Below are 16,153 nucleotides of genomic sequence, written 5' to 3' on the forward strand. Positions count from 1 at the left end.
TTAGATGTGAAAAAATGTAAATCATTAGTATGTATTTGTTCATTACAAAATATATGTATATCTAACTTTTACCAAGTCTTGCTCTTTAAATTTTGTAAAAAGTACAGTAAACATTATTAAGATTATATCCCTTTTTGTCAAATTCTGTTAGGATGATATTATCAAAAAAACAAATCAAAGGAGCGCTTATTTAATATGAGTGAACAACAAACGATTGACCAAATTAAAACACGATTAAACAAATTTATTGAAGATATTGATCACGTAAACCCTGATGAAGTACGCGTTGAAGACATTGATGAGTGGATTGGATTATTAGACCAATTAGAAGAAAAAGTGAAACAAGTTTCAAAATAATTATTAGGTAATTAATAATAGTGACACTTTAGTGACGATTATTTTTCAATTGTTAGATGATGTTTAAATTCACCTAAAAGAGTGAAAGTAATAAATATAATCGAACAATAGAAAGGTGATTACATTATGAGTAAAAAAGTAGCTATTATTTTAGCAGATGAATTTGAAGATATAGAATTAACAAGCCCTAAAGAAGCATTAGAAAATGCTGGCATTGAAACTGTTATTGTTGGAGATAACGAAAACCAAGAGGTTGTAGGTAAACATGGTGAAAAAGCAACAGTTCAAGTAAGTATTGCCGATGCTAAACCAGAAGATTACGATGGTTTATTAATACCAGGTGGATTTGCACCAGACCATTTACGTGGTGATGCAGAAGGTAGATACGGCACTTTTGCTAAATATTTCACAACAAATGATGTACCTGCTTTCGCAATTTGCCATGGTCCTCAAGTATTAATTGATACTGATGATTTAAATGGTAGAACATTAACAGCAGTATTAAATGTTCGAAAAGACCTATCTAATGCGGGTGCTCATGTTGTAGACGAATCAGTAGTTGTAGATAACAACATTGTAACGAGTCGTACACCAGATGATTTAGATGATTTTAACAGAGAAATTGTTAAACAACTAGAAGACTAATTTATGAGTTTAATAAGAGTTCACAAAAGCCTGTTGATTAATTTCAACAGGCTTTGTTTATAGAATTTAAATATTAATGATCAGAAGTTATAATCATTTTTTTGACAATTTTAAGTAAAAACGTATAGAATCAAGTACACCCTGGGACTGATTTTTAAGATAAAGTATAGCTAATCCTCTTAACTACTGGTAAACTCACATTATAACAGTGAGTTTAAGTAAAGGAGCAAATGCATGAAAAGAAGCGATAGATTTGCACAATCGAATGAAACGTATCAACAAGATATGCGTGAACCTCACTATAATACTTATTATCAACCAGTAGGAAAACCACCTAAAAAGAAAAAAAGTAAACGTATTTTTTTAAGAATTTTAATCATATTAACAATTATTATTGTTCTATTTTTAGGATTAATGTATTTTATGTCTTCTAGAGCTAATGTAGATGATTTAAAATCGATAGAAAATAAAAATGATTACGTTGCTGCTGATCAAATGCCTGAATATGTAAGAGGTGCATTTATTTCGTTAGAAGATGAACGATTTTATAAGCACCATGGATTTGATTTTAAGGGTACTTCGCGTGCATTATTTTCAACATTAAGTGATCATGATGTTCAAGGTGGTAGCACGATTACACAACAAGTTGTTAAAAATTATTATTACGATAATGAACGTTCATTTACAAGAAAATTAAAAGAATTATTTGTTGCACACAAAGTTGAGAAACAATATGATAAAAACCAAATACTAAGTTTTTATTTAAATAATATATATTTTGGTGATAATCAATATACGGTTGAAGGTGCAGCCAATCATTATTTCGGTGCAACTACTAACAAAAACAATCAAAACTTAAAGCAAATTAGTGTATTGCAAAGTGCTATATTAGCTAGTAAAGTCAATGCACCAAGTGTTTATAATATCGAAGATATGTCTGATAATTTTATAAATAGAGTTAAAACAAACTTAGAAAAGATGAAGCAACTTCATTATATTTCTGATGAACAATATGAAGAAGCAATGGCACAATTAGGTAACTAAAAAGTACCCTATCACGCGCAATATAAACTGACTCAATTACAGTAATGTGTAAATGATGTTCTAATATTGTGTAGTTGATAGGGTGTTTATTTTTTTGTAAAGCAATGGTTTTTAGATAATCATCAAACTATGTCATAATATACAATACGCAAGTGGAGGTGTATGATGCCTAAAATCACTAAGTTAGAAGTTCAAAAGAAAAATAAAGAAAGATTTAATCTATATCTTGATAACGAGTTTGAAATGGGCATTGATATTGATACTTTAGTTAAATTTAATTTAAAGAAAGATCAAATACTAGAGCCCTCAGATATGGAACAAATACAAAAGCATGATCATTATCGTAGAGGTTTAAATGATGCAATTCAATTTCTATCATATCGAAAACGCACTGAAAAAGAAGTTAGACAGCATTTATTAAAAAACGAAGTTTCTGAAGGGGCAATTCAACAAGTCATAGATTATTGTTACCAAGAAAAACTAATAGACCATGATGACTATGCAGAAAGTTTAAAAAATACAATGATTAATACAACTGATAAAGGTCCTGAAATATATAAGCAAAAGTTGTATCAAGCTGGTATAGAACCTAATATCATTGACCAATATACAGAAATTTATTTAGAACAGCAGCCACTAGAGGATATAGTTAAAGTTGCGAATAAAGTAATACGAACTAAAAAAGGTCCGACGTCTAAGCTAAAACAAAAAGTCATGCAATCATTGATGCAAAAAGGGTATACGATGGAAAGAATTAAAGAAGCTATGGATGAATTAGATTTCACAGAAGACAAAGACCAACTTGATTATATGTTACAAACAGATTTAGAAAAAGTATATAACAAGCAACAAAGAAAATATGAAGGTCAACAAGTTATTAGAAAAACGATAGAAACGCTTATGAGAAAAGGCTATAAATATGATAAAATTAAATCTAAATTAGAAGAAAGTGGTATCGAACATGGAACAGAAGAAATTGAGTGAGATGTCTGAACAAGAATTAAGACATGAAATTCAAACATATAAAGAAAAAATGAGAAAAGCAGAAATGAACGGTATTTTAAATGAATATGACGTCTATCAAAGTAAAGTCATTGTAGCAGAAAGCTACCTTGTTGATCGTAACCAAATTGAGTTAGGCCGTATTTATCAATTAAATGATGGTAGTGATCAATATTTTAAAGTAGAAAGACTGAAAGGTATATTTGCTTGGGGCTTCAGAATTAAAAGTAGTGAACCCGAAGAAGGATTACCAATTGCATTATTAAAATTGTAGAAGGATGAAATAAAATGGGAAGTTCAATCGTTTTAAAGTTACTGAAAGTCACTCACTATTATAGAAACAAAAAAACTAAAAAATGGTACTTACCTTTTGGTTACGGCGCAGAAGACATTGATTTAAATAATATTTCACTACATATATACCAAGGAGAATCTTTAGGTATTATTGGAGAACCAGGTTCATCAAAAAGGCTAATAGGAAGGTTGTTATCCGGATCTATCGAACCAGATAAAGGTAAATTAGTACAACTGGATCATATATATTATGGAGATATCGAAGATAGACGCATGATTCATCAAACTGTTAAGGATTATGTCACTCATATCGTTGAACTATTTCCTTATCAAATATCAAATCATAAAGCAGATCAAGTTATACAATATGCTCATGTAAATGAGCAACAAGTTATTTCTAAAATGTCAAAACAGGAATTTGCGCAATTGTTATTAAGCGTGGCGAGATCATGCAAATCTAACATCATCATTTTAAATCATGTGCTTCAATATTTAGATGAAACATTTATGGATAGAGCAGTTGAACTATCTAATGAATACATAGATAATAATCAAACAATGGTCTTCATCGATGATGACATTGATAAAATAGAACAAGTAAGTAACTATATTACATGGGTTTCTCATGGTCAAATTCGTATGGAAGGCTCTGTTAATCAAGTTATTCCTACCTTTAAAGAGCATGAAAAAGATAGAAAAAGTATTGAATCAAAAGAAGAACTTGCATCATTTGATCTCGATTGGAAAAAAAGTAGAACAAGAATGCCAGAAATGACTTATAATTTTAAACGAATTGAACGATATAATCATGCGAAACCACCGGTATTCTTGGTAAGATTTTGGACTTTAATGGTTAGCTTTATTTTAGGTTTAGCACTAATGGGCATATTTATATTGAATAATTTAGGCATTGTTAACGTACCTGAAAATAACCAAGCTACACTTCAATCACAATCAAAAGATACATATGAGGATAAATTGGCTTACGGAATTGCATTAAAGGGCAGTAGTAAACTTTCTGGTTCAAGCAATTTAACTTTGCCCAAATACAGTGTCGTGACTATTGATGGTGAAAACAGTAAAAATTATCGTGTTGATGTTAGTGGTAAACGTTATACTATAGCTAAGAATCAATTAGAATACTTTAATCCAGCAGGTTTATATGAAAAACATAGTTTTAAAACATTGTCTCCATTTATTAAATCCAATTACAGTAAATATGTGGATTATTTTAACAGCCATTTACATAAAGACCATGATTCTGTGAAAAAATCACTAGTACCTGAAGATGATAATCGTTTTGTGGCTGATATTACATCACAACCGATTAAAATGCTATTTAATGATGAGAATCAATTAAATGGATTTGTCATTCCGATTGTTGATAAAAGCGAGCTCAAAGATAAGTTTAATATCAAAAAGGATATTTGGATTTGTAAATCAGGAGATGGTTACTTTATTGCTGATTTAAAAGATAATAAATGGATATATATTGAATTGTAGGTGTAAACATGATCGATAATATAATATTATATTTTAAAAACTTACCACATCTTTTAACATACACCATAAAAAGGATTAAAAGTTTATGGAAGTGGTTTACTTTAAGTTTTATAGTTGGCTTAGTGTTTATTTTAATAGCAGAACTATTTTTTAAATTTACAAATGCTACAGAAGTTATCCATGGCATTTGGTTATATAGACTATTAACACTATTTGCATTTATCTTTATCATGCTCACTTTATACGGTTGTTATAGATTATACGCTAAAGATTATTTAATTACGAAATCTTTTCATATTACACCAGTAACACCTACTGTAATTACCGCTATAGTTGGAAGTGTAGTTATATTTATACTAATGACTATCATTGCATTATTGAAACCTATAAACTATGAAAGTTCATTAATAGCTACGTTATACTTTGTATTTGTTGCTATAGTGCTTATAAGTTTATTGTCAGTGACATTTGGTCTATTGAAAATTCTTAATTATAAAATTGATAAATATTTCTATATCTTTTGTATAGTAGAATTTTTTATATTACCTATTATCTATATGCCAAAGACACACTTGTCACTTGTAGAACATTTATTAATGTTAAATCCTTTATATTATGTGGTTAATGGATTGGCGCAATCAGTGTTATTTGGAAATGTGAGCGTAGCAAACATTCCTTACCACCTATACATGGTATGTTTTATTGCGATCATTTCTATTATTAATTTTGCATTGTCACGTTATGTAGCTCATGCGAAATATAGAAATCAAAATATAAAATTACAAAAAGTAGTTCAATCTAATGATGAGAAAGAAAGCTTAAATGAAATAAATAAAAATGAAAAAGTAGAGACTAATCAAAAGAAATAACGAGAAAAATAGCCAAGGACTTGGAGATTGAAGTCATCCAAGTGCCTTGGCTATTTTATTTGGCAAATAATTTACGTTGAAGTTTATCTTCGCTAAATACCCATCCAATGTAAGAGTGATCGATTTCATCTTGTTGAGTTAAATGGGCAATTGCAACAAATGCGTAATGATCGTTATTTAAATATCTCAAGTCCATTAATCTAATTTCAGTAGTACCATCTTCTAATGGTGTTGTTTGCCAACGATAAATAGATGAGAAATTTAAAAATGTTCTAATATCTTTATTGTTTTTAACTTTCCATAATAATGAATCAATTGATAAATGTTGACGTTTGACCTTATCACTAAAAACAATATTTCTACCATAGGATCTACCAACATAATCATGTTCATCTGTTTGAATCGCTATACGCCATTCCATGAATTTTAATGTAGGAATAACGAAAACTTTAACTGGATTATGTTCTTGTTTTATTTGCTTTAATGCTTGTTTTCTTAAGAATGATTGCATTTTAAATCGTACAATGTAGTATATAATGAGTACCCCGATAATTGGGAAAAAGGCTAAGTATGGATGTACACCAAATGTCCATAATGCCACGCCAATACATAAAATAATAAATATTATTGGATCGAAAGTATTAATTACACCTAGTTGAATCCACTTATTTGTAATAGGTCTTAATGCTTGTGTACCATAAGAATTAAAGATATCAACAAATACATGCAAGAAAACAGCTAATTGAGCCCACATCCATACATGTAAAGGGTTCGTATGGTTAAATATGACAAAAATTAAAAATGTGATTAAAATAGGCCATAAGATTGTAAATGGTATAGAGTGTGTAATACCTCTATGGTGTGAAATATAAGTTGAATTATCTTTTAGTTTTAATACTGTATCTCCATCAGGTATCAGTGATCCTGCAATTAATGTTGTAGCGGTTGCCGCAAATGTATCAGACATAGCAGGATCTTGTGTTGCAAGTGCTGTAAGACCAACACCAATCACGATATGCGTGGCTGTATCCATATATGTTCACTCATTTCGTCTTAATTTATAATATATTATAATCTAAAAGTTGGAATAACAAAATCAACTCACATTACTTTATATAACATGTATGTAAAATAGCCATTGTGCTTAATTTAAAACATCATAAATGTTGTAGGAAGGGAAATATATGTATTTAGAAGACAATTTTAAAAATAATATAATGCAATGGTTTAATCAAAATCAACGCTCTATGCCTTGGCGTGAAACGACGAATCCATATTATATATGGTTAAGCGAAGTCATGTTGCAACAAACTCAAGTTAAAACAGTTATTGATTATTATGATAGATTTATACAACGCTTCCCTACTATTGCTGATTTAAGTGAGGCACATGAAGATGAAGTACTCAAATATTGGGAAGGGTTAGGATACTATAGTCGTGCGCGAAACTTTCATCATGCGATTAAAGAAGTTCAACATGATTATCAAGGTATTGTGCCATCGGATCCTGAACATTTTAAATCTTTAAAAGGCGTTGGCCCCTATACACAAGCAGCGGTTATGAGTATTGCATTTGACCATCCACTCCCTACCGTTGACGGCAATGTATTTAGAGTATGGTCTAGACTGAATAATGACAGTAGAGATATAAAACTACAATCTACTCGTAAAGCATATGAACAAGAATTACTACCATATGTACAAGAAGAAGCTGGTACATTTAACCAATCTATGATGGAACTAGGTGCTTTAATTTGTACACCTAAAAATCCGCTTTGCATGTTTTGTCCAGTACAAGAAAATTGTGAAGCATATGATAAAGGAACTGTATTAGATTTACCAGTTAAAACTAAGACTGTTAAAAAGAAAACGATTGAGCAAAGTGTTTTTCTAATTCGTAATAGTCATGGTGAATATTTATTAGAAAAAAGACAAGAAAGATTATTAAATGGTATGTGGGAATTTCCAATGTTTGAAACAGCCCATGCGATTGACCAAATATCAAAGCAATTAAATCACCAGATTGAGCCTTTATCTGAACCTATTTTTAAATTAAAACATCAATTCACACATTTAATATGGCATATTAAGGTGTATAGTGTACCAGAGGAACTTGAGATTGAATCAGTATCTCTACCTGATCATATGATATGGTTCGATTTAGAACAACGTGATCAATTTACTTTTCCAGTACCTATGGCTAAGATTTATCAATTTATTGAAGGGTAACTATAGAAAAATAAATGAATTTAAAGCATAAATTTAATTGCATCAAAGTTCAGAAGTACTTTATAAATATGATATAATCTAAATGGTTAAAAAGTATAAAGGTGGTGTGGAGTATGGTAAAAGAATCCATACCTAAAGAAGGACAAGATATAAAGATTCAAAGTTATAAGCATGATGGTAACATCCATCGTGTATGGTCTGAAACAACTATTTTAAAAGGAACTGATCATGTAATTATCGGTGGTAACGATCATACACTAGTAACAGAAAGTGATGGTCGTACATGGATTACTAGAGAACCAGCAATTGTATACTTTCATTCAGAATACTGGTTTAATGTCATTTGTATGTTTCGTGAAGACGGCGTTTACTACTATTGTAACTTGTCTTCACCGTTTGTATGTGATGAGGAAGCTTTAAAATATATAGACTATGACCTTGATATTAAAGTTTATCCTAATGGTAAATATCATTTATTAGATGAAGATGAGTATGAACAACATATGAATCAAATGAACTACCCTCATGATATAGATGTTATATTGAGACGTAGTGTGGATATTTTACAACAATGGATTGAACAGAAAAAAGGCCCGTTCGCACCAGACTTTATTAAAGTATGGAAAGAGCGATATAAGAAAATTAGAGATTATTAAGCAAATAAGATGTAAAACATATAGAGATGGTTTATATTATTCCATGTTGCATTGGATTATTTAAAAAGATAATTTGATATGAACCAATCTCTATCAACATAGCTAAACTTGATAATCATATCATTCAGAGGTTGAGATATGTAAGTAAATTACCGTAGAATAACATTCATTAACTATTTTTCTAATTATTAGTGATAGTTGCGATGAGTTGTTATTCAAAAAGTATTTACCGTATCCAACCTCTGTTCCATTTTAAATAAATCAAAATCAAATAAAAGTGGGGGGATTACAACAAATGATTAGACGATATTTAGAATTTGTAAAACCATACAAATATCGAATCATTGCTACTATTATTGTTGGTATTATTAAATTCGGTATACCGATGTTAATTCCATTACTTATAAAATATGCGATTGATGGTGTTATTAACAATCACTCCCTAAGCGCTAGTGAAAAATATTCACATTTAGCAATTGCCATAGGTATAGCTTTATTTATCTTTTTAATTGTAAGGCCACCAATTGAATTTATAAGACAATATTTAGCACAATGGACAAGTAATAAAATTTTATATGATATTCGTAAACAGTTATACAATCATTTACAAGCATTAAGTGCTCGATTTTATGCCAACAATCAAGTTGGACAAGTGATATCACGAGTAATTAATGACGTGGAACAAACTAAAGATTTTATCTTAACAGGTCTTATGAACATTTGGTTAGATTGTATTACAATTATTATTGCTTTAACGATTATGTTCTTCCTTGATGTTAAATTAACATTTGCAGCAATATTTATATTCCCATTTTATATTTTAACTGTATATTTCTTCTTTGGAAGATTAAGAAAGTTAACTAGAGTTAGATCTCAAGCATTAGCAGAAGTGCAAGGTTTTTTACATGAACGTGTTCAAGGTATGTCTGTTATCAAAAGCTTCGCTATTGAAGACAATGAAGCACAAAATTTTGATAACCGAAATCAAAACTTTTTACAAAAAGCCTTCAAACATACAAGATGGAATGCATATTCATTTGCAGCAATTAACACTGTAACTGATATAGGTCCAATAATAGTAATTGGTGTAGGTGCGTATTTAGCTATTAGTGGATCTATTACAGTAGGTACCTTAGCCGCATTTGTTGGATATCTTGAACAATTGTTTGGACCTTTAAGACGTTTAGTTTCATCATTTACTACACTTACACAAAGTTTCGCTTCAATGGATCGTGTATTTCAATTAATTGATGAAGATTATGACATTAAAAACGGTGTAGGTGCACAACCTATAGAGATTAAACAAGGTCAAATCGAATTAAAACATGTAAGTTTCAAATATAATGAGAATGAACAAGAAGTTTTAAAAGATATTAATCTTACAATAAATAAAGGAGAAACAGTTGCTTTTGTAGGAATGAGTGGTGGAGGAAAATCTACCTTAATCAATTTAATACCAAGATTTTATGACGTTACTGATGGTGAAATACTAGTTGATCAACATAATATTAAAGACTTCTTAACAGGTAGCCTTAGAAATCAAATTGGTTTAGTTCAACAAGATAATATATTATTTTCTGACACTGTAAAAGAAAATATTTTATTAGGTCGACCTGATGCGACAGATGAAGAAGTTGTTGAAGCGGCTAAAATGGCCAATGCTCATGATTTTATTATGAATTTACAAGATGGATATGACACTGAAGTAGGGGAACGCGGTGTCAAATTATCAGGTGGGCAAAAACAAAGACTATCAATAGCACGAATTTTCTTAAATAATCCTCCAATACTAATATTAGACGAAGCAACAAGTGCATTAGATTTAGAAAGTGAAGCGATTATTCAAGAAGCACTTGATGTGTTAAGTAAAGATCGTACTACTTTAATCGTGGCACACCGATTATCAACAATCACACATGCAGATAAGATTGTAGTGATGCAAAATGGACAAATTGTCGAAACGGGCACTCATCAAGAATTAATCGATAAAAAAGGTGCATATGAACACTTATACAGTATTCAAAATTTATAAATATGACAAAGAAGAGCTTAAAGCATTTTAGTGCCTTAAGCTCTTCTTTCTGTTTGAATTGGATATTTATTGCTAACATTCATTGAGGTTTATAAATCAAAATCTTCATCAGCGATATCAATATCAGAATCTGAACGGTGATATGTGAAGAAACTAATACGTAAACGATCTAAATGTTCTAAATGATATCGATACTCTTCAATAGCTGCGATGATTTGCATAATATTGGCATAGGAATAAAGCGTTTGATATGGATTATGGATTAATTCATTTTGAAAGGCATCCATTAAATCTTTCTTTTGTGGATTATCAACTTCATATTGAAATTGAGCCACATTATATTTTGCTTTTTTAGATAAACTTTTTAAAATTTGTTCATGGAAAGCAATAAGTGAATCCAATTCTAATTTAATCTGTAATAATAATTGATTATTTAGTTGATGTAAGTCATTTTGATAACGTGACATTCTATTTAACACTTCATAAGCTAATCTAGTCGTTCTTACTACTTCTTTGAATAAAATTTTCTTTCGATATTGTGCGTGGATATGCTTTTTAAATAGTGGTCTTTCTTCGTGATAAAAATTATAAATCTGCTCTAGTTTATTGATCCTAGTATTGAGTTGATCGCCATCTTGTTTAATATTATGAAATTCGGATGTATCATTTAATACGAGTTTAAACCATACAAATATATCAGACGAAATGTTAGCAGAATTATAATAGATTTTCGTTTCGAATTTAGGGGGCAAGAATAACAAGTTCACAATTGAAGAACTTAGTACACCAATCATCACTAAAACAAATCTAAAGAAAGCGGCAACATAGAAAGACCCTGTATGTTGTCCCATAATGATTAATGCAGTTACACTTGCTAATGTAGCAACATGGGCTAAGTTAAATCTGAATAAAATTGCAATTAATAATATAACTGTGACACCCATAATAATGAAATTATCACTAAAGATCGTCACCATAGTGACAGCCAATAACGCACCAATAATGTTACCTATAGCTTGGTCTGAAACTGTTTTTATCGACTTATAGACACTGGGTTGCATTGCAACAACAGCACTGACGCCGGCTAATGATTTAAGACCAACATTATCAGGTAGTAAAGAAGCGATAGACATAGCTAATATAATTGCTATACCAGTTTTTAAAATCCGAGCTCCAAGTCTCAAAAATAGCGCTCCTTTTAAGTTTTATTGAATATAATAATAAATTCGTATTCATTATTGTTATACACTGACTGACAATAAATTTCAAGTGAATATGAGCATTACTCATGACAATTAAATTGCATTAACTATGGCGTTTATTTTAATAAATAGAGTAGTTTAATAATAAGAGGTAAGGTAGCCAATACTTAACATGCTATAAATATAAAATTTCATAAATAGAAAATGTGATTTATTTTCAATTAGACATAGTCTAACAAACCGAAATTATAATGCTTTATATAAATAAAATCCAAGACAAAGTTTATGTCTTGGATTAATTAACGGCATCCCCAAAGCAGGATTATAGGTAAGGACTCTTTTATCACAGCCGCTTGAATAACCAAAAATTATTTCATTTGACTAAACGCATAATCAGCTGCTTTAAGTGTTTGATCAATGTCTTCTTCAGTATGTTCTGTAGTTAAGAACCAAGCTTCGAATTTAGAAGGAGCTAAATTAATACCTTGATTAAGCATTAATTTAAAGAATTTTGCAAAAGCCTCACCATCAGAATTCTCTACTTGTTCATAATGGGTAATCTTTTCATCAGTAAAGTACAATGTGAGAGAACCGTATATACGATTAATTGTTGCGGTGATTTGATGTTTTTCAATTAATTGTAATAGACCGTCTTCTAATCGTTTCCCTAGTTTATCTAATTTCTCATAAACACCGTCTTGTTCTAAAACTTCAAGTAAAGCAATACCTGCTTTCATTGATAATGGGTTACCAGCCATAGTACCTGCTTGATAAGCTGGCCCAAGTGGCGCTACATGTTCCATTATATCTTGTCGGCCGCCATAACCTCCGATTGGTAAACCACCACCTACAATTTTACCAAAAGCAGTTAAATCAGGGATGACACCAAGTAAGTCTTGAGCAGCACCATAATGAAATCTGAACGCTGTAATGACTTCATCATAAATGACTAAACTATTGTTTTCGTGAGTAATACGATTAACTTCTTCTAAAAATCCTGGTTCTGGCATTACCATACCAAAGTTACCTACTATAGGCTCTACTAAAACGGCAGCAACGTCGTCACCCCAGTGATTAATTGCCTCTTTGTATGATTCAATATCGTTAAATGGTACAGTAATCACTTCTTTAGCAACGCTTTCTGGGACACCTGCAGAATCAGGGGAGCCAAGTTGTGAAGGACCACTACCAGCGGCAACTAGTACTAAATCCGAATGTCCATGATATGAACCGGCAAATTTAATGATTTTATTACGTTTAGTATAGGCACGTGCAACTCTTATAGTAGTCATAACAGCTTCAGTACCAGAGTTTACAAATCTAATTTTTTCAAGAGAAGGAATGGCCTCTCGCAATTTCTTACTAAATTCAATTTCTAATTCAGTAGGTGTTCCATATAATACACCTTTAGCAGCTTGTTCTTGAATTGCTTTTGTAATGTGAGGATGCGCGTGACCAGTAATGATAGGACCATATGCTTGTAAATAGTCTATAAATTTGTTGCCATCTACATCATATAAATAAGCCCCTTTACCTTCTTTCATTACTACTGGTGCTCCACCACCAACTGCTTTATAAGAACGAGATGGAGAGTTTACGCCACCTAAAATATATTCATTCGATAATTCCTGAAGTCGTTCACTTTCAGTAAAGTTCATATTATCAACCTCTTTTAATTTAATATTGTCGTTTATTATCGTATCATAAAATTAACATAATGAAGAAACAGGTGATTAAATGTTAAAAAAAGGTGATCAATTCCCAGAATTTTCATTAGAAAATCAAAATGGAGAACGCATTACTAATGAAACGATAAAAGGTCAAGTGACAATATTATATTTCTATCCTAGAGATAATACACCAACTTGTACTACAGAAGCTTGTGATTTTCGAGATAATATCGAAATGTTTAATGATTTGAATGTGAATATCTATGGTGTGAGTGGTGATTCTAAGAAAAAGCATCAAAATTTTATAGAGAAACATAAGCTTAACTTTGATTTACTCGTAGATCAAGACTATCAACTTTCCAATGAAGTCGGTGTATATCAATTGAAAAAATCATTCGGTAAAGAAAGCATGGGCATAGTTCGAACAACGTTTGTTATAGATGAGCAGGGCATAGTTAAAGATGTTATTGAAAAAGTAAAAGTTAAGACCCAAATTGAAGAACTAAAAAACATTTTGGAGTGATATTGATGAAAGTAGTTAGTCTGTTTAGATTAGGAGAGTTAGAAGATAAATTAAAAGAAACATTTCCGCAGGTAGAATTTAAATTTATTAAGAAAGCTAAAAATATACCAAATGAAGACAGACAATCACTCGATATCTTAATTGGATATGATGGAAATCTAGATGAAACATTGTTAGAGGATTGCCCAAATCTTAAGTGGATTGCTTGGTATGCTACTGGTGTTAATTCTTTACCATTAAAATATATTAAGGAACACAATATTACGTTAACTAATAGTAGGGGAGTACAAGCAAAACAACTATCTGAATTCATCATTGCATTTATTTTAGATGATTATAAGAAAATGAGAACGTCTTATATTAATCAACAAAACAAGATATATGATTCGAAAATGACAGGCAGAAGATTAAATGGTGATTGCATATTGTTTTTAGGCACAGGAGCAATCGCACAACGAACAGCAAAGTTAGCGAAAGCTTTTGATATGAAGGTTATAGGTGTAAGTAAATCAGGCAAACAGAAAAAATGGTTTGATGAAGTACACAAAATTGAATATCTAAGTGACTTATTAGAAAAAGGCGATATAGTAATCAATAGTTTACCAGAAACAAATGAAACGATTCATTTATTAAAATATGAAGACTTTGAAAAAATGAAAGCAAGTACAATGTTTATTAATGTCGGTAGAGGTACAATAGTTGAGGAAGATACATTGATTGAAGCATTAAGCAATAATGAAATCAGACATGCTTACTTAGATGTATTTGAAAAAGAGCCATTAACACCAGATAACTCATTATATGAACTAGACAACGTAACTATAACTGCGCATATTACAGGAAATGATCAAGGTATTAATGAGGACGTTACAAAAATATTTATTAAAAACTTGGAACATTTTCTCAATTATAGCAGCGTAATTGAGAATGAAGTGGATCTAGAAAAAGGATATTAATGAAAATACAACTGTTTTATTGACATTTGTAAATTGTAACAGTTATATTAGTATTAAGTAATAATCATTATTAACTAGAAAGATGGTGAAAAAAATGAGCGCGGAATTAGAATCAATAGAACATGAACTTGAAGAATCAATTGCGTCTTTAAGAAAAGCTGGTATACGTATAACACCTCAAAGACAAGCAATCTTGAAATTCATGATTTCTTCAAAAACACATCCTAGTGCCGACGAAATTTATCAAGCACTTTCACCAGATTTTCCTAATATAAGTGTTGCGACAATATATAATAATTTAAGAGTATTCAAAGATATAGGCATTGTAAAAGAGCTCACATACGGTGATGCATCAAGTCGATTTGATTTCAATACTCACAATCATTACCATATTATTTGTGAAAAATGCGGTAAAATAGTTGACTTCCATTATCCACAATTAGACGAAGTGGAACAGCTAGCACAACATGTTACTGAATTTGACGTAACACATCATCGAATGGAAATTTATGGAATATGTAAAGAATGCAAAGATAAAGAAGAATAGGCATCATATACTCATAAAGATAAATCAATAGTAAATAATAATTAAAAACCATGTTTGACTCATAATAGTCAAACATGGTTTTTATATATTTAAAAGAATAAAAAAGTAATGTAAATGTTTTATATGAAAAAAATATAACATGTACTTAGAAAACTTAAGTCAGATACGAAAGAAGAGTTATTGTAAAATAGGGATCAATTTTGAGATGAGGATTACACTTTAAAAAATGATAGTTCACTTTAAATTAAAATAAGGTATACTTCGAGTAAATTTTTACAAATTAAATAGTTGAAATGCGTTGACGTTAATATAATTACTTGGTAATATATAAAAGTCGTCAAAACGATATTAACTATTTGAAAAGATTTCATTAACTTTTTAAAGTAAATGTTGATAAAGTGTAATTTTGACTATTGAACTTTCAATTCAAACATTATATTATAGATTTTGTTGAGTCATTAATAACAAAGTTCTTAAAAAAGAATTTAAATTTATTGTTGACTTCATAAAACAAACGCGATATAATAAGATATTGTAAGCGAAAAAACGAACATTGAAAACTGAATGACAATATGTCAACGTTAATTCCAATAATGTAACGAAAGTTACAATAATTAATTTAGTT

16 protein-coding genes are annotated in these 16,153 nt (G+C 30.2%); 13 read left to right on the plus strand and 3 right to left on the minus strand.

Annotated elements, in window-relative coordinates:
• The first annotated feature begins 195 nt into the window (after positions 1-195).
• From ACZ267_RS11145 to ACZ267_RS11175, 7 genes are all read left to right on the plus strand, one after another.
• Positions 196-357, plus strand: a complete 162-nt coding sequence (locus ACZ267_RS11145) for an SE1561 family protein (RefSeq protein WP_001830395.1) — start codon at positions 196-198, stop codon at positions 355-357.
• A gap of 126 nt (positions 358-483) precedes the next feature.
• Complete coding sequence (locus tag ACZ267_RS11150; protein ID WP_015364861.1) at positions 484-1,002, plus strand: type 1 glutamine amidotransferase domain-containing protein; 519 nt, start codon at positions 484-486, stop codon at positions 1,000-1,002.
• 234 nt (positions 1,003-1,236) lie between these two features.
• Positions 1,237-2,046 carry a monofunctional peptidoglycan glycosyltransferase SgtB gene (sgtB, locus tag ACZ267_RS11155; RefSeq protein ID WP_002466157.1) on the plus strand — a complete coding sequence of 270 codons (810 nt, stop codon included), beginning with the start codon at positions 1,237-1,239 and terminating at the stop codon, positions 2,044-2,046.
• A gap of 165 nt (positions 2,047-2,211) precedes the next feature.
• A complete protein-coding gene (recX, locus tag ACZ267_RS11160) occupies positions 2,212-3,030 on the plus strand; it encodes a recombination regulator RecX (protein ID WP_079449142.1) in 819 nt (272 codons plus the stop codon).
• The gene (locus ACZ267_RS11165; protein WP_015364863.1) at positions 3,008-3,322 is read left to right on the plus strand and encodes a YfhH family protein; all 315 of its coding nucleotides are present in this window, start codon (positions 3,008-3,010) and stop codon (positions 3,320-3,322) included. The genes recX and ACZ267_RS11165 overlap by 23 nt, the downstream gene beginning before the upstream one ends.
• 14 nt (positions 3,323-3,336) lie before the next feature.
• Positions 3,337-4,845, plus strand: a complete 1,509-nt coding sequence (locus ACZ267_RS11170; RefSeq protein ID WP_002466103.1) for an ATP-binding cassette domain-containing protein — start codon at positions 3,337-3,339, stop codon at positions 4,843-4,845.
• An 8-nt stretch (positions 4,846-4,853) separates the two neighbouring features.
• Entirely contained in the window at positions 4,854-5,714 is an 861-nt protein-coding gene (locus ACZ267_RS11175) for a hypothetical protein (RefSeq protein WP_002466145.1), read from the plus strand.
• A gap of 55 nt (positions 5,715-5,769) precedes the next feature.
• Here the strand turns inward: ACZ267_RS11175 and ACZ267_RS11180 are convergent, their stop codons facing one another.
• Positions 5,770-6,747: a metal-dependent hydrolase gene (locus ACZ267_RS11180; protein ID WP_002466098.1), complete on the minus strand. Its 978-nt coding sequence runs from the start codon at positions 6,745-6,747 to the stop codon at positions 5,770-5,772.
• Positions 6,748-6,898: 151 nt separating this feature from the next.
• Between ACZ267_RS11180 and mutY the strand changes: the two genes are divergently transcribed.
• From mutY to ACZ267_RS11195, 3 genes are all read left to right on the plus strand, one after another.
• Positions 6,899-7,942, plus strand: coding sequence for an A/G-specific adenine glycosylase (gene mutY / locus ACZ267_RS11185; protein WP_079449141.1), 1,044 nt, complete (start codon positions 6,899-6,901; stop codon positions 7,940-7,942).
• A gap of 113 nt (positions 7,943-8,055) precedes the next feature.
• Positions 8,056-8,598 (plus strand): nucleoside tri-diphosphate phosphatase, encoded by a 543-nt coding sequence (gene ntdP, locus ACZ267_RS11190; protein ID WP_002452360.1) that lies wholly within the window; start codon positions 8,056-8,058, stop codon positions 8,596-8,598.
• Between the two features lie 295 nt (positions 8,599-8,893).
• The gene (locus tag ACZ267_RS11195) at positions 8,894-10,630 is read left to right on the plus strand and encodes an ABC transporter ATP-binding protein (RefSeq protein ID WP_002466149.1); all 1,737 of its coding nucleotides are present in this window, start codon (positions 8,894-8,896) and stop codon (positions 10,628-10,630) included.
• An 89-nt stretch (positions 10,631-10,719) separates the two neighbouring features.
• On the opposite strand, the gene ACZ267_RS11200 is transcribed toward ACZ267_RS11195, so the two are convergent.
• On the minus strand, positions 10,720-11,814 hold the full coding sequence (locus ACZ267_RS11200; RefSeq protein WP_002466118.1) for an FUSC family protein: 1,095 nt from the start codon (positions 11,812-11,814) through the stop codon (positions 10,720-10,722).
• Positions 11,815-12,200: 386 nt separating this feature from the next.
• Positions 12,201-13,490 (minus strand): glutamate-1-semialdehyde 2,1-aminomutase, encoded by a 1,290-nt coding sequence (locus ACZ267_RS11205; RefSeq protein WP_019235968.1) that lies wholly within the window; start codon positions 13,488-13,490, stop codon positions 12,201-12,203.
• A 79-nt stretch (positions 13,491-13,569) separates the two neighbouring features.
• Here ACZ267_RS11205 and bcp point away from each other — a divergent pair, with 79 nt between their 5' ends.
• The 3 genes from bcp (at position 13,570) to perR (ending at position 15,528) form a co-directional block, all read left to right on the plus strand.
• The gene (gene bcp, locus ACZ267_RS11210; protein ID WP_002466137.1) at positions 13,570-14,025 is read left to right on the plus strand and encodes a thioredoxin-dependent thiol peroxidase; all 456 of its coding nucleotides are present in this window, start codon (positions 13,570-13,572) and stop codon (positions 14,023-14,025) included.
• A gap of 5 nt (positions 14,026-14,030) precedes the next feature.
• Positions 14,031-14,981 (plus strand): phosphoglycerate dehydrogenase, encoded by a 951-nt coding sequence (locus tag ACZ267_RS11215; RefSeq protein ID WP_002466115.1) that lies wholly within the window; start codon positions 14,031-14,033, stop codon positions 14,979-14,981.
• Positions 14,982-15,075: 94 nt separating this feature from the next.
• Positions 15,076-15,528, plus strand: a complete 453-nt coding sequence (gene perR, locus ACZ267_RS11220) for a peroxide-responsive transcriptional repressor PerR (protein WP_002452366.1) — start codon at positions 15,076-15,078, stop codon at positions 15,526-15,528.
• The last annotated feature ends 625 nt before the right edge of the window (positions 15,529-16,153 follow it).

The sequence above is a fragment of the Staphylococcus sp. AC872 genome (assembly GCF_979255425.1).